The 19,980-nt window shown below is 72.6% G+C and carries 14 protein-coding genes and 1 tRNA gene; 11 read left to right on the forward strand and 4 right to left on the reverse strand.

The annotated features are described in order from the left end of the window. The first annotated feature begins 104 nt into the window (after positions 1–104). From rsfS to KZI27_RS07395, 8 genes are all read left to right on the forward strand, one after another. Entirely contained in the window at positions 105–479 is a 375-nt protein-coding gene (gene rsfS, locus KZI27_RS07360; RefSeq protein WP_111084542.1) for a ribosome silencing factor, read from the forward strand. A 107-nt stretch (positions 480–586) separates the two neighbouring features. Further along, positions 587–659 (forward strand) — tRNA-Ala (locus KZI27_RS07365). Positions 660–740: 81 nt separating this feature from the next. Further along, on the forward strand, positions 741–1,664 hold the full coding sequence (locus KZI27_RS07370; protein ID WP_222660261.1) for an aldose 1-epimerase family protein: 924 nt from the start codon (positions 741–743) through the stop codon (positions 1,662–1,664). Continuing rightward, positions 1,643–3,196, forward strand: coding sequence for an anthranilate synthase component I family protein (locus tag KZI27_RS07375; protein WP_222660262.1), 1,554 nt, complete (start codon positions 1,643–1,645; stop codon positions 3,194–3,196). Before KZI27_RS07370 ends, KZI27_RS07375 begins: the two co-directional genes overlap by 22 nt. 61 nt (positions 3,197–3,257) lie before the next feature. Further along, positions 3,258–5,543 carry a hypothetical protein gene (locus KZI27_RS07380; protein WP_222660264.1) on the forward strand — a complete coding sequence of 762 codons (2,286 nt, stop codon included), beginning with the start codon at positions 3,258–3,260 and terminating at the stop codon, positions 5,541–5,543. Between the two features lie 184 nt (positions 5,544–5,727). Further along, entirely contained in the window at positions 5,728–6,582 is an 855-nt protein-coding gene (locus KZI27_RS07385; protein WP_222660266.1) for a hypothetical protein, read from the forward strand. Then, a complete protein-coding gene (locus KZI27_RS07390; protein ID WP_222660268.1) occupies positions 6,579–8,207 on the forward strand; it encodes a DNA polymerase Y family protein in 1,629 nt (542 codons plus the stop codon). Before KZI27_RS07385 ends, KZI27_RS07390 begins: the two co-directional genes overlap by 4 nt. Before the next feature lie 22 nt (positions 8,208–8,229). Next, positions 8,230–11,646 carry an error-prone DNA polymerase gene (locus KZI27_RS07395; RefSeq protein ID WP_222660270.1) on the forward strand — a complete coding sequence of 1,139 codons (3,417 nt, stop codon included), beginning with the start codon at positions 8,230–8,232 and terminating at the stop codon, positions 11,644–11,646. 34 nt (positions 11,647–11,680) lie between these two features. Here KZI27_RS07395 and KZI27_RS07400 read toward each other — a convergent pair whose 3' ends face one another. After that, positions 11,681–13,192 (reverse strand): sensor histidine kinase, encoded by a 1,512-nt coding sequence (locus tag KZI27_RS07400; RefSeq protein ID WP_222660271.1) that lies wholly within the window; start codon positions 13,190–13,192, stop codon positions 11,681–11,683. Continuing rightward, positions 13,189–13,866, reverse strand: a complete 678-nt coding sequence (locus KZI27_RS07405) for a response regulator transcription factor (protein ID WP_123313488.1) — start codon at positions 13,864–13,866, stop codon at positions 13,189–13,191. Before KZI27_RS07405 ends, KZI27_RS07400 begins: the two co-directional genes overlap by 4 nt. 225 nt (positions 13,867–14,091) lie before the next feature. On the opposite strand from KZI27_RS07405, the gene KZI27_RS07410 reads away from it, so the two are divergent. Then, a complete protein-coding gene (locus KZI27_RS07410; protein ID WP_222660273.1) occupies positions 14,092–14,415 on the forward strand; it encodes a hypothetical protein in 324 nt (107 codons plus the stop codon). A 14-nt stretch (positions 14,416–14,429) separates the two neighbouring features. Here the strand turns inward: KZI27_RS07410 and KZI27_RS07415 are convergent, their stop codons facing one another. Next, a complete protein-coding gene (locus KZI27_RS07415; protein ID WP_261784168.1) occupies positions 14,430–15,503 on the reverse strand; it encodes an FUSC family protein in 1,074 nt (357 codons plus the stop codon). 80 nt (positions 15,504–15,583) lie between these two features. Here KZI27_RS07415 and KZI27_RS07420 point away from each other — a divergent pair, with 80 nt between their 5' ends. Both KZI27_RS07420 and KZI27_RS07425 read left to right on the forward strand, forming a co-directional pair. Beyond that, the gene (locus KZI27_RS07420) at positions 15,584–16,837 is read left to right on the forward strand and encodes a phosphotransferase enzyme family protein (RefSeq protein ID WP_222660276.1); all 1,254 of its coding nucleotides are present in this window, start codon (positions 15,584–15,586) and stop codon (positions 16,835–16,837) included. A gap of 543 nt (positions 16,838–17,380) precedes the next feature. Further along, entirely contained in the window at positions 17,381–19,507 is a 2,127-nt protein-coding gene (locus tag KZI27_RS07425; protein ID WP_222660278.1) for a DEAD/DEAH box helicase, read from the forward strand. 145 nt (positions 19,508–19,652) lie between these two features. Here KZI27_RS07425 and KZI27_RS07430 read toward each other — a convergent pair whose 3' ends face one another. Next, positions 19,653–19,925, reverse strand: a complete 273-nt coding sequence (locus tag KZI27_RS07430) for a mycoredoxin (RefSeq protein ID WP_222660280.1) — start codon at positions 19,923–19,925, stop codon at positions 19,653–19,655. Between the last annotated feature and the right edge of the window lie 55 nt (positions 19,926–19,980).

Consider the following 19,980-nt stretch of genomic DNA (forward strand, 5'->3'; position numbering starts at 1 on the left):
CCCCACCCCGTCGCCCTGGCCTGGCCGCTGTCGGCGGGGTGGCTTATGATCGTGACCCACCAAGCGATCCGGCTCCCTGCCGGGTCGACGACCGGAAGGAATCCGTGACCGCCTCCACTCGCGCACTGGAACTCGTGCAGGCCGCTGCTCTCGCGGCCGACGCCAAGCAGGCCGAGGACCTCGTCGCGCTCGATGTGACCGGGCCGTTGCAGCTCACGGACGTGTTCCTGCTCGCAACCGGTCGGAACGAGCGCAACGTGCAGTCCATCGCCGATGCGGTCGAGGAGCGCCTCCTCGAGCTCGGCGCCAAGACCCTCCGCCGCGAAGGCCGGAGCGAGGGCCGCTGGGTCCTCATCGACGTCGGCGACATCGTGGTGCACGTCTTCCACGACGAAGACCGTCAGTACTACTCGCTCGAGCGTCTCTGGGCCGACTGCCCGACCATCCCGCTCGAGCTCCCGGTGGACCACACCGCCTGATCAGCGACGCGCCCGGGTGACGGCTTCGATTTCGTTGCCCGGCGTTCGCATGGTGTACGCTTCTATGGTGCCTCCGGGGAACCGGATGGCACGAAAGCAAGACATCTGGGTCTGTGGCGCAGCTGGTAGCGCACCTGCATGGCATGCAGGGGGTCAGGGGTTCGAGTCCCCTCAGATCCACCCTCAACCCCCGTCGTTCCCCGGAACGGCGGGGGTTTCCTCGTGGTGCATGTGGGCGCACGCGCCCGATACGCTGAGCGCATGAGCAACGATGCGCCGCTGTCCGGGACCCCGCTGACGATCTCCGCCGCCGGGTACACGGCCGACATCGCCACGGTCGGAGCGACGCTGCGGACGTTCCGCCACGAGGGCCGCGACCTGGTCGTGCCGTTCGACGCCGACGAGGTCCGCCCGGCCTTCCGCGGTGCGGTCCTCGCACCGTGGCCGAACCGCGTCGTCGACGGCGAGTACACCTTCGGGGGTGTCGACCACGAGCTCGCGCTCACCGAGCCGGCACGGCACCACGCCCTGCACGGACTGGTCGCCTGGACCGACTTCCGGGTCGAGGCCCAGGAGCCCGACCGCGTCGTGCTCAGCACCACCGTGCAGGCTCAGGCGGGCTACCCGTACCGCGTCGAGGTCCTGGTCGAGTACCGACTCGACGCCACCGGGCTGCACACGACGATCACCGGCACGAACTCCGGTGCCGACGACGCCCCGTGGGGGACCGGCCCGCACCCGTACCTGGCGGCGGGCTCCGGCACGGTCGACGACTGGACCCTCACCCTGCCCGCGGCCGAGGTGCTCGAGGTCACCCCGGACCGGCTGATCCCGACCGACCTGGTCCCCGTGCACGACGAGTTCGACCTGCGCACGCCCACCCTCATCGGCGACCGGTTCATCGACCACGCCTTCACGGGCTTCGACCGCGACGCCGACGGGACCGCGACCATCACGCTGACCGCCGCGGACGGCCGTGGTGTCCGCGTGGCCTTCGGGCCGGAGTGCCCGTGGGTGCAGGTGCACACGGCCGACCACGTGGTCCCCGAGTACCACCGCGCCGGGCTGGCGGTCGAGCCGATGACGTGCGCGCCCGACGCGTTCAACGACGGGGTCGACCGTGGTCTCGTGGTGCTCGCCCCGGGTGCGTCCCACGCCGCCGCATGGACGATCTCCGCGATCTGACCGGTCCGTCGGCCGACGCCCGCATCGAGGTCCGCCGGCTCGACCCGGCCCCCGACCTCGGTGCGTTGGCCGCCCAGGCCCGGGGCGACGTGGTGTGGCTCGACTCCGCGTTGCCGGACGGCGCGCCGGAAACCGCTCGACCACGCGCGCGGTGGTCGGTCCTGGCATGGGCGGACGGGCCGTTCCGAGCCCGGTTCCGCCACCAGGACCGGCAGGCCTCCGTCGACGTCGCCGCGCCCGCTGCCGGGTGGTTCGGTCCGTCGTCCACCGACGACCGCCCGGCCTTCGCCGTGCTGGCGGAGCTGCTGGACCGGACGCCGCACCTGCCTGAGCCGATCGTCGGCTGCGGCTTCGCGCTCGGCTGGGTCGGGTTCCTCGGGTACGAGCTCGGGCGCGAGTCCGGCGGCCCGGACCGCACCGCCGACGGCCACGCCGACGCCGACCTGCGGTTCGTGGACCGCGCCGTGGTCGTCGACCACACCGGAGGCGCCTGGGCGCTGACGCTCGTCGCCGACGCCGAACCGGCGGCCAGCGCGCGGAACCGGGCGTGGCTCGAGACGGTGACCGGGGCTCCGTCGCAGGCCGCCGTGGCGGACGCGGCCACGGGCCTCCCGGCCGGGGTGTCGTCAGCGGTCGGACGCGTGTCGCGTGCCGACCACGAACGCGCGGTCGACGCGTGCCGCGCCGAGATCCGCGAGGGCAACGCGTTCCAGGTCTGCCTCACCACCTCCTTCTCCGTGCCCGTCGCGGACCGGGAGGCCCGGGTCGACCCCGGTGCGGATCCGCACCCGGACGACCCGCACCTGGCCGACTACGTGCGGATGCGGGTGTCGGACCCGGTCCCGTTCGGTGCGTACCTGCGGCTCGGCTCGCTGCGCGTGGCGAGCCGGTCGCCGGAACGGTTCCTGCGGATCGACGCGGACGGTGCCGTGCTGGCAGAACCGATCAAGGGCACGCGGCGGCGCGTCGCCGACGCTGCCGCCGACGCTGTCGTGCGGGACGACCTCGCAGCGAGTGCCAAGGACCGTGCCGAGAACGTGATGATCGTCGACCTGCTGCGGAACGACCTGCTGCGGACGGCGACGCCCGGGTCGGTGCACGTCGACCGGCTGTGCGCGGTCGAGACCTACGCGAGCGTGCACCAGATGGTGTCGACGATCGGTGCGCAGCTGCCGGCGGCGACGTCGCGGGCGGACGTGGTGCGGGCGGCCTTCCCGCCGGGGTCGATGACCGGTGCGCCCAAGATCAGTGCGATGGCGATCGCCGACCGGCTCGAGCGTGCACCGCGCGGGGTCTACTCCGGGGCGATCGGGTACTTCTCGGCGAGCGGGGCGGTCGACCTGTCGGTGGTGATCCGGACGCTGGTGACGGTGGTGGATGCCGCAGGTCAGGTCCGCTCGCGGACACTCGGGGCCGGGGGAGCGGTGACGTGGTCGTCGGTCGCGGCGGACGAGGCGGAGGAGGTCGTGACGAAGACACGGTCGGTGCTGGGCGCGGTCGGAGCGACGGCATCATGGAACGTCAATATGTAACATACCGTGCGTTACGATGTGGTCGCCGCGTCTGCGGTCCCCCCACATCAAGGAGTTCCCTTTGGCAATCCCACGCACAGCACGCCTGACGGCCCTCGGGGTCGTCGTCGCCGTCGGCCTCGGGTGCACGATCAGTGCAACCGGTGCCGTCGCCGCGACGGCTTCGTCCGCTTCGACGCCTGGCGGATCCGTCGCGACGGCGTCGACCGTCGTCCCCGCACCCGTCGTCCAGAACATCGAGACCGAGCCGAACGGCACCCAGCGCATGCTCGGCTCGGCCGGCACCGACCGTGTCGAGGTCCTCGACGGGGACACCGTCGTCAGCGCCTGGCCGGGCGGCGGTGGACTCTTCATGATCGCAGTACCGGACGGGTACAAGGACACACCGCTGACCATGGTCGCCTCCCGCGTCGTCGACGGCGCGGTCGTGCGCTCGGTGCCGGTCCCACTCCCGCGTACCCTGCAGATCGACGGCATCTCGTCGACGACAGCGTTCGCTCCCGGAACGGTCGATTTCGCGGGCACTGCGACTGCCGGCGCGACGATCACGGCCACCGATGCCGACGGCTCGGAGGTCTTCCGCGAGCAGGTGCCGTCGTCGCGCTCGGCGGCGGCCGCGTGGTCGGCGTCGGCCGACCTGACGGACGCGACCCACGTCCTGACCTTCACGCAGACCGCACCGAGCGGGATCACCACGACGCTGGAGGGCATCCGGTTCGTGCCGGACACATCCGACGACCTGGACGCGCCCGTCGTCGACGACGTCGACCGTGGTGTGGACGGCCGGTTCTTCGTGCAGGGGTCGAGCGTCGGCGAGGCGAGCACCGCTGTGGTCGCCGTCGGCGGGGAGGAGTTCACCGACGAGACGGGTGCCGACGGCCGCTTCCGGGTCGAGGTGCCCGAGCGGTTCGTGGGTCAGACGGCCTCGGTGTCAGTCCGCTCGGACGACTCGGAGTCGGCCGCGGTCGACGTGCTCCTGCCGGTCGCGGAACAGGATCCGAACATCGCCGCGCCGACGGTCCGCGACGTCTTCAACCTGCCCGATGGTCGGATCATGGTGACCGGCGACGCGCATGCGCCCGGAGTGACCTGGTTCATGCACGGTGATCGGGTCGTGGCCGGGACCACCACGGACAGCGGGATCTCGTACACGATCCCCGAGGAGTTCACCGGTCAACAGGTCGACATGGTGACGATGCAGTTCGGCAAGGTCTCCGAGCGGGTCGCACTGCCCCGCCTGCTCTCGGTCGACGGCGTCACCGACGGCGACAACGTGTTCGAGCCGGGGATCAACGCGTTCTCCGGGTCGGCCGAAGCCGGTGCGACGATCGTCGCACGCGACGCCGACGGCACCGAGCTCTTCTCGACGGAGGCCTCCGGCGCGAAGGCCGGCGTCGGGACCTGGTCGGCGGACGCCGACCTGCCGAAGGGTGCGCTCGAGGTCACGTTCACGCAGACCACCCAGGACGGCCGGACCTCGACGATGCAGGACGTCTCGTTCACGTCGGACGACGGCACGCCGGTCGCCCCGGTGGTCGTCACCTCGCCCGCCGAGGGGGCGACGGTGACGTCGAAGCGTCCGGTGTTCGAGGGCACCGGTGACGAGGGCGCCACGATCGTGGTGCGGGGTTCGAGCCGTCAGGTCGCGACGACCACGGTGGTCGACGGCAAGTGGGCGGTACCGGCGGACTTCGACCTCGGGAACGGTGACTACCGCCTGCTGGTGGTGCAGGAGCCCACTCGCGGTGCTCCGACGGACCCGGTCGTCATCACGTTCACGGTGCGGCACGCGGTCGCACCGGTGGTGCCGGTGGTCGTGACCGGGCCGGCCGAGGGGGCGACGGTGACGTCGAAGCGTCCGGTGTTCGAGGGCACCGGTGACGAGGGCGCCACGATCGTGGTGCGGGGTTCGAGCCGTCAGGTCGCGACGACCACGGTGGTCGACGGCAAGTGGGCGGTACCTGCGGACTTCGACCTCGGGAACGGTGACTACCGCCTGCTGGTGGTGCAGGAGCCCACTCGCGGTGCTCCGACGGACCCGGTCGTCATCACGTTCACCGTGCGGCATGCCGCCGCCGCGCCGGTCGTGGTGACCGCGCCGACCGAGGGGTCGACGGTCACGTCGAAGCGTCCGGTGTTCGAGGGCACCGGTGCGGAGGGTGCTCGGATCGAGGTCAAGGGGTCGAGCCGCACGGTGGCGACGACCACGGTCGAGGACGGAACCTGGTCGGTCCCGGCCGACTTCGACCTGGGGAACGGCGCGTACCGCCTGTGGGTCACGCAGACCCCGACCGGGGGAGGGGCTCCGACCACGGTCGAGGTGACGTTCCGGGTCGCCGCGAACTGACGCTGACACCGTCTGCCTGACGCGCCGGGCATCCTCGTCACGAGGGTGCCCGGCGCTGTCGTGCTCGGGTCCGTGTCGGCCGTCCGCTGCAGGATGGGTGCATCCCGGTGGGCTCCCGCGCGTCGAACGCACGTTCGAACTGCTCTGTCCGCGGATGTCGGACGCGGTTGACATCATCGAACACATGTTCGAATATGAGGGCATGCAGACGGCGGCGGCACTCCGGTCGCCCGGCCCGGACCGGGTCGGGCGGAGTGGTGCTGCACGTGGGGGTGACGGTCCCGCGCGCGGGAACGGCGCGGGCGGTGCGCGTGGGGGCAGCGCCGACCACCTCGGCGATGCCCGGGCGGCGCTCGACCGCATCACGTCCCTGCGGTCCCGGGTCACCGACATGGAGTCCACCCGCGTGGACACCGCGGGGCTCCCGACCGCTCCCGCCCTCGAGCCCCTGTTGCCCGGTGGGGCGATCCGGGTCGGCGGCACCTACGCCGTCCCCGAGTCGGTGCTGCTCGTGATCACCATGCTGCAGGCTGCCTCGGCGTCCGGTGCGTGGTGCGCGGTCATCGGGGTGCCGTCCTTCGGGATCGAGGCCGCCGCCGCCGCGGGCATCGACCTCGAGCGGCTCGTGCTCGTCCCCGACCCGGGCGACCAGTGGCTCGCGGTGACCGCGGCGATGGCCGACGTCGCCCAGATCGTCCTCACCCGGCCGCTCGGCCGGGTCGTGCCGGGTGACGTCGCCCGGCTGTCGGCACGGCTCCGGCAACGCGGTGGCGCCCTCGTCGCGCTCGGCTCCTGGCCGGGCGCGGACGTTACGCTGCGGATCACGTCGTCGGTGTGGAGCGGCATCGGACAGGGCCACGGGCACCTGACCGAGCGTCGCGCCACCGTCACGGCGACCGGTCGTGCGGGTGCGGTGCGCCCCACGAGCACCGAGCTGCTGCTGCCGGCGGCCGACGGCTCGGTCCGGGCAGCCGCCCCGGTGCCGACGGTGGGCTCCGGCGACACCCGGGTGCTGCGCCCCGTGGCGGTGGCGTCGTGATCGCGCCGGGGCGTGTCCGGGCCGACGCGATCGCCCGCGGCGGTGCGCTGCCCGAGCCGCCACCGACCCGCACCATCGTGCTCTGGTGCCCGGACTGGCCGGTGATCGCGGCAGCCCGCGCGGCCGGTGCGCCGCCGGAGCAGCCCTTCGCCGTGGTCGCGAAGGGCCTGGTGTTCGCGAGCTCCGCGTCCGCACGGCAGCACGGTGTCGTCCGGGGCCTCCGGGTGCGCGAGGCGCAGGCGCGCTGTCCGGAGCTCGTCGTGCAGCCCTACGACGACGCGCTCGACCACCGTGCGTTCGAACCCGTCATCCGCGCGGTCGAGGCGGCCGTCCCCGGGGTCGAGGTGCTCCGGCCCGGCACCCTCGCCCTGCGTGCCCGGGGGCCGGCGCGGTACTACGGCGGCGAGCGGGCGGCCGCGGCGACCCTGGCGGGGATCGCGGCCGACCACGGTGCCCCGGCGGTGCGGGCCGGTGTGGCGGACACCCCGTTCGCGGCGGAGCAGGCAGCACGGGCCCGGCCGGTGCGTCCCGGCGAACGGGTGCGGATCGTGCCGGTCTCCGGCTCGTCGGACTTCCTGGCGGACCTGCCCCTCGGTGTGCTCGGCGACCCCGAGCTCGCGACCGTCCTCGACCGGCTCGGCATCACCACGCTGGGCGCGTTCGCATCGCTCAGCGACGAGCAGGTCCGCGACCGGTTCGGGGTCGCCGGGGCGTTCCTGCACCGGCTGGCGGGCGGACGCGACCCGCGGGAGATCTCGGCGCGCGCGATCCCGCCCGAACTCCGGATCGAGGCCGCCTTCGAGCCCCCGCTCGACCGCGCCGACCAGATCGCGTTCGCGTTCCGGCGCTCCGCCGACGACTTCGCCGCACGCCTCCGCGCTGCTGGGCTGGTGGCGACGACCATCCGGGTGGGGATCGTCGACGAGCGGGACATCCTGCTCGAACGCACGTGGGCGCACCCCCGCTGGTTCGACGCCGCCGACGTCGTCGACCGGGTGCGGTGGCAGCTCGCCGGCGGGGTCGACCCGACCGGGCTCGAAGCCCCGGTCACGTCGGTCGTGCTCGAACCGGTCGCCGTCGACGACATGGCGAACCACGAGCGCGGGCTCTGGGGCTCCGGGCCGGACGAGCGCGTGCACCACGGGCTGGCGCGGATCCAGGGCATGGTCGGACACGACGGTGTGGTGAGCCCGCGCGTCGGTGGCGGTCGGACCCTGTCCGAGCGGGTGGTGCTCGTGCCATGGGGCGACGCCCCGCCCGGCGGCGAGCGTGCCCTGGCCACCGTGCGCGACCGACCGTGGCCCGGCAAGCTGCCCGGGCCGCCGCCCGCCACCGTCCTCGAGCGTCCCCGTCCGGTCGACGTGGTCTCCGGCGACGGCGCGAGCGTCGACGTCGACGACCGCGGCGTGCTGTCCGGCGCACCCGAAGGCTTCCGCGCCGAGGGGGACCGGGGCGGCGGGTTCGCGCCCGTCACCGCCTGGGCCGGTCCGTGGCCGCTCGTCGTGCGGTGGTGGGAGTCCGGCGGTCGACGACTGCACCGGCTGCAGCTCGTCGACGCCGAGGGCCGTGCCTGGTACCTGGTGCTGGCCGACCACCGGTGGTGGGCGGAGGCGATCGCCACGTGAACCGATCCAGGAGCAGGACCTGATGGGCTACAGCAACCCACCCGTCCCGTGGTCGCAGTTCGAGCGCGCCCTGTCGGACAAGCGGAGCCCCGGATCGGGGAACGCGGGCGACGGCGGGGACAGCCCGGCGTGGTCGCGGAAGCGCGAGCGCTACGTGCCGACGGCCCTGGACACCGACGGCGCTCCGGTCGTGCCGTACGCCGAGCTGCACGCGCATTCGGCCTTCAGCTTCCTCGACGGTGCGAGCCAGCCCGAGCAGCTGTTCGAGGAAGCCGCACGGCTGCGCCTGCACGCCCTCGCCCTCACCGACCACGACGGCTTCTACGGTGCTGCCCGGATGGCCGAGGTGGCCGAGGCGTACCCGCAGGTCGGGACCGTATACGGCACCGAGCTCTCGCTGGGACTCACCGAACCCCAGAACGGCGTCCCCGACCCCGAGGGCTCCCACCTGCTCCTGCTCGCCGACGGGCAGGACGGCTACCACCGGCTCGCGGGCGCGGTGACGAGCGCGCACCTCGCGGCCGGGTCCGAGAAGGGCAGCCCGCGCTACGACCTCGACGAGCTCGCGGCGCGGGCCGACGGACACTGGCGGGTGCTCACCGGGTGCCGGAAGGGCACCGTCCGACAGGCGCTCGAACAGGGTGGGGAGTCCGCGGCGGAGACCGCCCTGCGCGTGCTGCTCGACCGCTTCGGCCGCGGCAACGTCGTGGTGGAGCTCCTCGACCACGGCGATCCGCTCGACAGCGCACGGAACGACGTGCTCGCGACCCTCGCCGAGCGGTACGCGCTGCCCCTGGTCGCGACCGGCAACGTCCACTACGCCACCCCGGACCGGTTCCCGGTGGCGACGGCACTGGCCGCGGTCCGGGCCCGGCGCAGTCTCGACGAGATCGACGGGTGGCTGCCGGCCGCCGACACCGCGCACCTGCGTTCCGGTGTCGAGATGACACGGCGGTTCGGGCGCTACTCCGGGGCGATCGAGAACACCGTCACGCTGGCCGACGAACTCGGGTTCCGGCTGCGCACGGTCAAGCCCGGGCTGCCGGACCTCGACGTGCCGGACGGGCACACCGCGATGTCCTGGTTGCGGGAACTCACCTGGACCGGAGCCCGTCGGCTCTACCCGGGCAGCGCCGACGGGGTGGACTCGCAGAAGCGCGAGCGCATCGAACGCGAGCTGGCGGTGATCGAGGACAAGAACTTCCCCGGCTACTTCCTGATCGTGCGCGACATGGTGCAGTACGCCCGTGGTCGGGGGATCCTCTGCCAGGGGCGGGGCTCCGCCGCGAACTCCGCGGTCTGCTACCTGCTCGAGATCACCGCGGTGGACTCGATCCGCTACGGTCTGCCGTTCGAGCGGTTCCTGTCGGCGATGCGTGACGAGGAACCCGACATCGACGTCGACTTCGACTCGGACCGCCGCGAAGAGGTGATCCAGTACGTCTACGAGAAGTACGGCCGGTACAACGCCGCCCAGGTCGCGAACGTCATCACGTACCGGCCGAAGGGCGCCGTCCGCGACATGGCGAAGGCCCTCGGCCACAGCCCGGGGCAGCAGGACGCCTGGTCGAAGCAGGTCGAACGGTGGGGCTCGGTGACCGAGAGCCAGGACCACGACATCCCGCCGGCGGTCGTCGGGTTGGCGAGCGACGTCCTGGGGTTCCCGCGCCACCTCGGGATCCACTCGGGTGGCATGGTGCTCACCGACCGGCCGGTGGGCGAGGTCGTGCCGATCGAGCACGCGCGGATGGACGGCCGCACGGTGCTGCAGTGGGACAAGGACGACTGCGCCTTCATGGGGCTCGTGAAGTTCGACATGCTCGGCCTCGGCATGCTCGCGGCGCTGCAGTACTCGTTCGACCTGGCGGCGGAGCACTGCGGGGAGCGCTGGGAGATGCACTCCATGCCGAAGGAGGAACAGGGCGTCTACGACCAGCTCTGCCGTGCGGACACGATCGGGGTGTTCCAGGTGGAGTCCCGCGCGCAGATGGGCACGCTGCCCCGGCTGCTCCCTCGGCGCTTCTACGACCTGGTGATCGAGGTCGCCCTCGTCCGCCCCGGTCCGATCCAGGGCGGCGCCGTGCACCCGTACATCCGGCGGCGCACCGGCGAGGAACCGATCACGTACATCCACCCGTCACTCGAGCCGGTGCTCGAACGGACCCTCGGGGTGCCGCTGTTCCAGGAGCAGCTCATGCAGATGGCGATCGCGGTCGGCAACTGCTCGGGCGACGACGCCGACCTGCTGCGGCGGGCGATGGGCTCGAAGCGCGGCCACGAGAAGATCGACCGGCTGCGCGACAAGCTCTACGCCGGCATGTCCGACAACGGCATCCACGGCGAGGACGCCGACGCGATCTACGCGAAGATCCAGGCGTTCGCGAACTTCGGCTTCGCGGAGAGCCACTCGATCAGCTTCGCCCTGATCGTCTACGCGAGTGCCTGGATGCGGCTGCACTACCCAGGGGCGTTCCTGGCCGCGCTGCTCCGGGCACAGCCGATGGGGTTCTACTCGCCGCAGACCCTGGTCGCCGACGCCCGGCGGCACGGCGTCCAGGTGCTCCGGCCGGACATCCTGCGGTCGGGCGTCGACGCGACGCTCGAGCCGCTCGGCGACGACCAGGTGCCGCCACCGTGCGGCGACGACGCCTGCCTGGTCACGGAGCAGCCGCCGGTACTGCCCTTCGACAAGGCACTGCCCGACGACACCGCCAGGCACCGCCGCGACGGCGCCTTCGCGGTCCGGCTCGGGCTGGCCGAGGTCGCCTCGCTCAGTCGGAAGAGCGCCGAGAAGATCGTCGCCGAGCGCGACGCGAACGGCCCGTTCACCGACATGTCCGACCTCGCCCGCCGGGTGGGCCTGACGACGGCGCAGCTCGAGGCGCTCGCCGCGGCCGACGCCTTCGCCCCGTTCGACATCGACCGCCGCGGCGCGATGTGGTCGGCGGCTCAGGCTGCGGCGGAGCGCGCCGACCAGTTGCCGGACACGCAGGTCGTCGTCCAGCCGCCGCTGTTCGGGCAGATGACGAGCGGCGACGTCCTGATCGCCGACATGTGGTCGACGGGGATGACGACCGACGACCACCCCGTGCGGCACGTGCGCGACCGGCTCGCCGCCCGCCGGGTGCTCAGCGTGCAGGACACCGCGACCGCCGAGACGGGGCGGCGGGTCGAGGTCGGCGGGATCGTCACGCACCGGCAGCGTCCGGCGACGGCGTCGGGGATCACGTTCCTGAACGTCGAGGACGAGACCGGGCTGGTCAACGTGATCTGCAGCGTCGGCGTCTGGGGACGCTACCGGCGGGTCGCCCGCGAGTCCCCGGCGGTGATCGTCCGGGGCATCCTCGAGCGGTCGCCCGACGGCGTGGTCAACCTGGTGGCGGACCGGATCGAGCACCTGTCGCTGTCCGTGCGCACGCGGTCACGGGACTTCCAGTGAGTGGTCGCAGGTGACGGGCGCGGGACGGGCGCGGCTACTCGACCTCGGGCAGTCGCACCGTGACCTCGAGCCCACCGGAGCGCACGTTCCGCAGCGACGCCGTGCCACCGGCGCGCTCGGCCACCGCGCGCACGATCGCGAGCCCGAGTCCGGACCCGCCGGGCAGCGCGATGGCGCCGGTGGCCGGATCGGGGCTCGGGCGGGACTTGCGGGCTTCGTCCGGTCGGGTGAACCGGTCGAACGCGACCGGGATGAACGACTCGGGGACGCCGGGGCCGTCGTCGGTGATCTGCAGGACGCCCTCGCCCCCGGTGCTGCGCCAGGACACGAAGATGCCGCCACCGCGGGGGAGCGCCGACACCGCGTTGCCCGCGATGTTCGTCACGAGCTGCGCCATGCCGCCCGTGTCCAACCGGTAGCGAGGCTCGTGGGTCCCGCCGCCGATGCCCGGCCCGGAGCCGCCGACGGCCACGGGGGCCTCGAGGTCGAAGTCGACGGTGATGTCCTTCGCCGACGCGATGAGTCGCACCCGGTCGACGGCGGCCATGACCTCGTCGCCCAGGTCCGACCACGCGGTCTCCGGCCGCTGGTCGCCGTCCTGCTCCCGCCGCTCGGACTCCTCGATCCGCGACAGCGCCAGCAGGTCGTTCGCCAGCCGCGAGAGGCGGGCGACGCTGTGCTTGGCGCGCTCGATGTGGGCGGCCAGCGCAGCGGCATCGTCACCGTCGAGCGATGCCAGGTCGAGCTGCGTGGTGAGGATGGCGAGCGGGGTGCGGAGCTCGTGACTGGCGTCCGACACCATCTGCCGCTCTCGCTCGGTGGCCTGCCGCGTGCGGGCGAGGAACGCGTTGAGGGTCGTGGCGAGGGACGCGAGTTCGTCCTGGGCGGGGCCGACGGGCAGCTCGGCGCGTTCGGGCGCGACGGACAGCCGCTCGGCTTCACGGCGCATCCGGTTGACGGGGCGGAGCGCCGCGGTCGCCAGGATCCAGGACGCGATCCCGAACGCCAGCAGGATCGCGACGCCCGTGAGCGACAGCGTCGAGGTGAGGTCGTCGACCACGATCGCCTCGGCCTGCGAGTTCCGGGCGGCGACCACCGTCCACCGTCCGGCCTGGTTCACGGGGTGTTCGACGACCACGCGGTACTCGGACCCCGACACCCGGATGATCGAGGTGCCGGCAGCGGTCGAGGTCAGGCTGCCGAGCGCGCTCTCCACCCGGGTGGGCATCGTCGAGAGCACGATGTCGCCGGACGGGGAGACCACGGCGACGAGCTGGGCGTTGCCCGGTGGGGACAGGTCGGGGTCGCTGTCGACCTCGAGCGTGGCGACGTACGGGTCGGCGTCGGCGTCGAGCAGGGTCCGGGTCGCACTGGCGACGACGCTCACCACCTGGAACCGCATCACCAGCACGAGCAGCACGATCACGACCGCCGCGATCGCCGTCGAACCGATCGTGATCCGTGCTCGCAGGGACAGCAGGCGCAGGGGCCGGACCAGACCGCGTCGTGGGCGGTCCGGCTCCGGGCGAGCGGACGCCCTGCTCACGCCCCGAGCAGATCCAGGCGGTACCCGCGGCCGCGGACGGTGGCGATCGCCACGGTGGCCTCGTGCGAGGTCAGCTTCTTGCGGAGGTACGAGATGTACTGCTCGACGACGTTCGGGTCGACGTGCTGCGAGCCGTCCCAGACCTCCTCGAGGATCTTCGGACGGTCCACCACGCTGCCGGCGGAGCGTGCCAGCAGTCGGAGCAGCGCGAACTCGGTCGGGCTGACGGCGACGCGCTGGCCCTTGATCGAGATGCGTCGGGCCTCGGAGTCGATCGAGACGTCGCCGACCTCGATCGTGCGCGGCGCGCCGGCGGACTCGCGGCGACCGAGGGCGCGGAGCCGGGCGGTGAGCTCGGCGAAGGCGAACGGCTTGGTGAGGTAGTCGTCGGCGCCGGCATCGAGGCCGAACACGCGGTCGTCCACGGCGTCGCGCGCGGTGACGAGCAGGATCCGCACGGGGTCCTCGCGTTCGCGGATCCGGCGTGCGAGCTCGAACCCGGACATGCCGGGCATCATGACGTCCACGACGGCCAGGTCGAACGCCTGCTCGCCGAGGGCGATGAGCGCCTCGACCCCGTTCTCGACCGCCGTCACGCGGTACCCCTCGGCAGCGAGACCGCGCTCCATCAGGGCACGCATCTCGTCGTCGTCCTCGACCACCAACAGCCGCATAGTGGACCTCCTCGGACCCATCGTGGCATCGAACCGGCGCCGAGGGCCGATGTCGGGGCCGAACTCACTGAATCTCGTCACAGGAGCGGCTACCGTTGCTGCCAGCCCACTGTGCAGAACGGTCTGTCCCGCGTTCTAGGGACATGAGGACTTCTTGCGTCGTTGCTAGGCTCCCGGAGCGGACAGCGCTTACCCGAAGCGCGGTCCGTTGCACCAGGGGGCACCATGAACGACCCGTCCGACCACCCGTCTGTCGACCATCCGGCCATCGTCCGTCTCCGCGCGGAGCTCGACGCCGCGTGGAAGGGCATCGGCGCCCTCGGCCAGTTGGAGGGCGTCCGCCGCGACCGCGTGGTCGCCGAGCTGCGGACGGCCGTGCCCGACGTGGCGAGCCGTGCGGCGCGCGAGGTCGGCACCGAGGCCGTCGTGGCGGAGATCGACCGGTTCGCCGACGCCGGTGCGCCCGGGACGGACCCCGCCGTGCCGGCCGCGGGGATCTGGGAGGACGTCGTGCAGACCGCCGCGGAAGCGGCCCGCGCCACGCGCTGACCCGAGCCCCCGCGTCAGTCGTCCTCGCCGAGCAGCTCCTCGCGCACACGCCGGACGTCCTCGAGCAGGGCGCCGATGAGCACCCAGTGCCGTGAGTTCGGTCGGACGATCTCCATCGGCGCGGTCAGTGCGGGTTCGGCGGTCGACGGCGCTTCGTCGTCGCCACCCGTACTTGCGGTGGGCGACGGGTCCAGCCGCGTCGACTCGACCCGGGCGCTCAGGGCACGGACGTCCGCGCCGATCCGGGCCACCTCCGTCGCGATGCCGCCGACCACGGGGTCGGCGCGCAGGTCGGGCGCGGTGTTGTCGCGGATCGCCCGGGTCATGCCGGTCACGCGCGTGACCAGGACGCGCAGGTGCTCGGTGATGGCGTCGTCGCGGTCGAGGATCGTGCGGTGCCGTCCGCCGCGCGGGTTCATCGTCAGGGACTCGCGGGCCGCGTTGAGGGACGCTTCGGTCTTCGCGTGCTGCGCGCGGAGTGCGCGGGCGCGGACCAGGGCGTCCTGCCAGCGGTCGCGGTCCCACCCCTCGGTCAGGCCGATCGCGACCCGTTCGAACGCCACGGCGGTGTCGCGGGCGAGTCGGGCGACGGCCAGGTGCGCCGGCTCGAGCAGGACCGGCGGGATGATCAGCGCGTTCACGACGAGGGCGACGACCGCTCCGATCACCGTCTCGAGGATGCGGTCGGCCGAGTAGTTCGGCGTGACGACCCCGGCGGTGAGCACGAGCATGCCGCTGATGCTGACCTGGGTGGCCGAGGTCGGGGTCAGCCGGAGCGCCCAGGCGATGAGGATCGCGAGGACGACCACGAGCAGCACGACCCACACGGAGTCGCCGAGCAGCAGGTGGAACCCGGTGGCCAGCAGCACCCCGAGCACGACGCCGGCACTCCGTTCGAGGCCCTTCACGAACGACTGGTTGATGCTCGGCTGCACGACGAGCAGCGCGGCGATCGCGGCGAAGGTCGGGAACGGTCCCTGGATGAGCAGCCGGCACAGCAGCACCGCCGCCACGACCGCGACCGCGGTCTTGACGACCTGCAGGAACGGCGTGCGACTCGAGCTGCGGAGGCGCGCGACCGGGTTCACGCCGACCACGCTAGCCATCGCCCGCACGCCGAGCCGTGCACGAAGGCGACGAAAACGCCCGGACACGGTTGACTGATGTCGTGTGGCCCAACCATGAGCGCGTCATCCCGCAGGCCTTCGCCGGCTCCGGGACCTCCGTCGTGGCCGCACGGGCACACTCCGTCGAGCCCTCGGGCAACGGCTACCTGTACGGCTACGAGGTCGACACGGTCGACACGGTCGACCGGAACGGCCAGCGCGCCACCGTCCTGACCTACGTCGACACCGGCGGCACGCACGACCAGAACAGTGCGATCGTCACCGATCCCGCGACCGGCGAGCCGGTCTCGGTGTGGGCGTACCCGAACGACCCCGGCCTGCCGGTGCTGCCGCAGGTGACCTACCGCGATGCGGTCGCCGAGCTCCTGACGACGCTCGGCATGCCCGTCACCGACCCGGTGCTCACGGTCGCCGCCTACCGACCCGGAAAACGTGCGGTCGTGCGCGTGGACGCCCCGGAGCGCACCCTGTTCCTGAAGATCGTCCGCCCGCACCGGGTCGCGCCGATCGTGCAGTCTCACGAGCAGTTCGTGGCTGCGGGCCTGCCGGTGCCCCGGGTGCTGTCCAGCCGCGGCGACGGGCTCCTCGTGCTCGAGCGGATCCGCGGGGTGCCGGCCGGCAGCCGCATCCTCGACATCGCCGACGACCCTCGGTTCGTCGCGTCGCTGGCCGCCCTGAGCGGTCGGGTCGCCACCGTGCCGATGACCCAGCAGGCCCGTGCCGACGCGATGGACCACGCCGACTGGCACCGGCGCACACTCGTCGCCGCGCTGCCTCAGGACGCCGAGGAGATCGACCGCCTGTACGACGCCATCGGCCGCCGGTCGATCGGGTGGACGAGCGCGACGAAGCAGGTCGTGCACGGCGACCTGCACCTCGAGCAGGTCTTCGTCGACGAGGACGAGCCGTGGCGGATCTCCGGGCTCCTGGACATCGACACCGCTGGTTGGGGCTTCCCGGTCCGCGACATCGGCGCAGTCGTCGCGCACCTGGTCGTGACCGGTCTCTGGCACCGATCGCGCGGCGACGCCGAGCGCGGTGCGGCGGCCGAGCGCCTCGCGGACGGGATCGCCCGCGACTGGGTCGCCCGCAACCCCGGCGAGGCCGACCGCATCGGACCCGCCATCGGCGCCCAGCTGCTGGCGCACGCCGGTGGCCAGGCGACCACCGGCTCCGCGAACGGGATCCAGACCGCCGAGCAGCTCCTCGCGGCGACGCGGGCCGCGCTGGCGGACGCCGCACCGGTCCTGCCGGTGGCCGGCCTGGTCCGCCCGCGGTCCGCACCCCGCGTCTGACGGCTTGCGTCCCCGGCCGCGAAAGCGACAGATCTGCGCGGAAGGTCGGCGGGGATCTGTCGCTTTCGCGGGGTGGACGCGCCCGGCGTCGGACGGGAGGCGCGTGGCGGGCCCGCACCGTGCCTCCCGGCCGTCCTGCAGCACGATCCAGGGCACGCGACGCGCGCGGGCGACGCGGAGTCGCCGCTGTCGGGGGTCGGGGAGTAAACTGACCCTGCACGCACCGCGTTCCCGCGTGCCGCGTCGATTCCGGACGCAGCCGTCGATCACTTGATCGACGCGGGAACCGGGCCGTGACCGCCCCGCGGGGGCGTCATGTGCGTGTGACGACGCCGGATCCCGGCGCGGACCGTCGCACCCGGCGCCGAGCAGGCGCTCGTGGTGGAACGGACCGCGGGACTCCACCGGACGTCCCGAAGCGGGGACCGGCGATGCGGTGGGCCACGGTGGCCCGCAGCCGAACCGGAGCCGTGTCAGGACCCGGTGCAGGACTTCCGCCCCACGGGCGGCTCGCCCCGATGCGTGGGCGGAACAGGAGGAGCGTTGGCTCGATCAGGCACCCGGCGAGCTGCCGGCGGGACGCGGACCGCGTCACGTCGCACGAGGCCGCTGGACAACGACGGCGTGATCCCCGTCCTCGCTCGCGCAGTGCGCGAGGTCGAGGCGGCGGCGCAGCGTGGACCGCTCAAGGCGACGAACCGGACGAAGTTCCAGGCCGTCGCACTGCTCATGCGCGAAGAGCGCGCACGGGTGAAGGGCGACACCGACCTCACCGACTCGCAGCGCGCCGAGCAGCTCAAACGGCTCGACGGCGTCGCGACGATCCTGGCGAAGACGGCGGCGCGCGACACCAGCGTGATCCAGCTGCTCGCCGAAGAGGTCCAGGTCTCCGAGGCGACCCGAGCCGTCAAGCGCGACATGATGATCGCCGGCGGCATGGAGCTGCAGCCGGAGGACCTCGTCATCGCGACGGAACCCGCCCCGGTCGCCGAGACCCCGGTGCGCGCGGTCACCCCGCAGGCGGTCGTGCAGCGCCAGCTCGCGAACCCGTTCCTGCCGCCGGACTTCGCGCTCGCCGACCAGCCCGTCGCGCACCCGCGCCGCCTGGCGAACTGGGAGCTCTTCGGCCCGCTGTTCAAGTCGTTCGAGTACGGCGCAGGCGGGGGAGCGGCGACGATGCCGTTGCCCGAGCCCACGTCGCTGCACTCCCGCTCCGGCACCACCCTGATGAAGCACCAGGCCGAACTGGTCGCCGCCGCGTCGCAGGGGCACCGCACGTTCCTGCTCGCCGACGAGCCGGGTCTGGGCAAGACGGCGCAGTCGCTCCTCGCAGCCGACGCCGCGAACGCGTTCCCGCTGCTCGTGGTCGTGCCGAACGTCGTCAAGACGAACTGGGCACGCGAAGCCGAGCGCTGGGTGCCGAACCACCGCGCCACCGTGATCCACGGCGACGGCAACGACCTCGACGGGTTCGCCGACATCGTCATCGTGAACTACGAGATCCTCGACCGGCACGCCGGCTGGCTCGGCGGCTTCGGCTTCAAGGGCATGGTCGTCGACGAGGCGCACTTCATCAAGAACAAGGACTCGCAGCGCGCCCGGTTCGTGCTGCAGATCGCCGACCGCATCCGGCAGCGCACCGCAGCGCCGCTGCTCATGGCGCTGACGGGCACCCCGCTGATCAACTCGGTCGAGGACTTCCGCACCATCTGGGAGTACCTCGGCTGGATCGACGACAAGAAGCCCCGCGCGAAGCTCATGAACGAGCTCGAGGAGATCGGACTGACCCCGGCCGACCAGGGCTTCTTCGTCGAGGCCCGTCGTGCCGTCATCGACCAGGGCATCGTCCGACGCCGCAAGGTCGACGTCGCCGCGGACATCCCGGCCCGCCGGATCGCCGACATCCCCGTCGAGCTCGACGGCGACGAGGGCCGCTCCATCCGCGACGCCGAGCGCGAGCTCACCGCGAAGCTGGTGCGCCGGTACCACCAGGCGCTCGACGCCCGCACCGGGCAGGACCCGGTCGTCGGCATCGACCACAAGCTCGTCCGGCAGGTCGCCCGCTGGGAACTCGAGGACCAGGACGCCTCGTCGACCGGCGAGAACGTGTTCTCGATGGTCCGCCGCATCGGTCGCGCCAAGGCCCAGCTCGCCGCGGACTACGCCGCGCAGCTCGCGTCGAACGTCGGCAAGGTCGTGTTCTTCGCCAAGCACCTCGACGTCATGGACCAGGCGGAAGAGGTCTTCGCGCGTCGGGGCCTGCGCACCGCCACGATCCGCGGCGACCAGACGGCCACGCAGCGCACGGCGCAGATCGACTCGTTCGTGAACGACCCCGACGTCGCCGTGATCGTCTGCTCGCTCACCGCGGCCGGCGTCGGCCTGAACCTGCAGGTCGCGTCCAACGTCGTGCTCGCCGAGCTGTCGTGGACGAGCGCCGAGCAGACCCAGGCGATCGACCGCGTGCACCGCATCGGCCAGGAAGAGCCCGTCACCGCGTGGCGCATCATCGCCGCACAGACGATCGACACGAAGATCGCCGAGCTCATCGACTCGAAGGCGTCCCTGGCCGCTCGCGCGCTCGACGGGTCGGACGAGGAACTCGTCGACTCCGGCGACATCCAGCTCGACGCGATGGCCGCACTGCTGACCGAGGCGCTCGGCGGCTAGCGACCGGGTCCTGCGGCGCGAGTCGCGGCGCGAGTTCGTCTCGCACAACCAAAGTCCGTCCGAACCACGCGATCACGCGGTTCGGACGGACTTTGGTTGTGCGAGGCTTCGCGCCGGGGGCGCCGGAGCGCCGGGGTGCCGCTGCTCAGATGCGGGACTGCACCTCGGCCAGGGACGGGTTCGTCGCCGTGCTGCCGTCGGAGAACACCAGCGTCGGCACGGTCTGGTTGCCGCCGTTGACCTCGGCGACGAGTTCCGCCGTACCCGGGGTCTGCTCGATGTCGACCTCGGTGAAGGGCACACCGGCCTTTGTCATCTGGTTCTTCAGGCGGGCGCAGTAGCCGCACCACGTGGTCGTGAACATCGTGACGCCGCCGGCTCCGGGGGTGAACTGCTCGCGCGTGATCGTGTCGCTCATGGCGCCAGGCTAACCCCGCTTTCTGGACGCCCTTGACGCACTTATTCTATATAGC

Source organism: Curtobacterium sp. TC1 (assembly GCF_019844075.1).
GTDB lineage: Bacteria > Actinomycetota > Actinomycetes > Actinomycetales > Microbacteriaceae > Curtobacterium.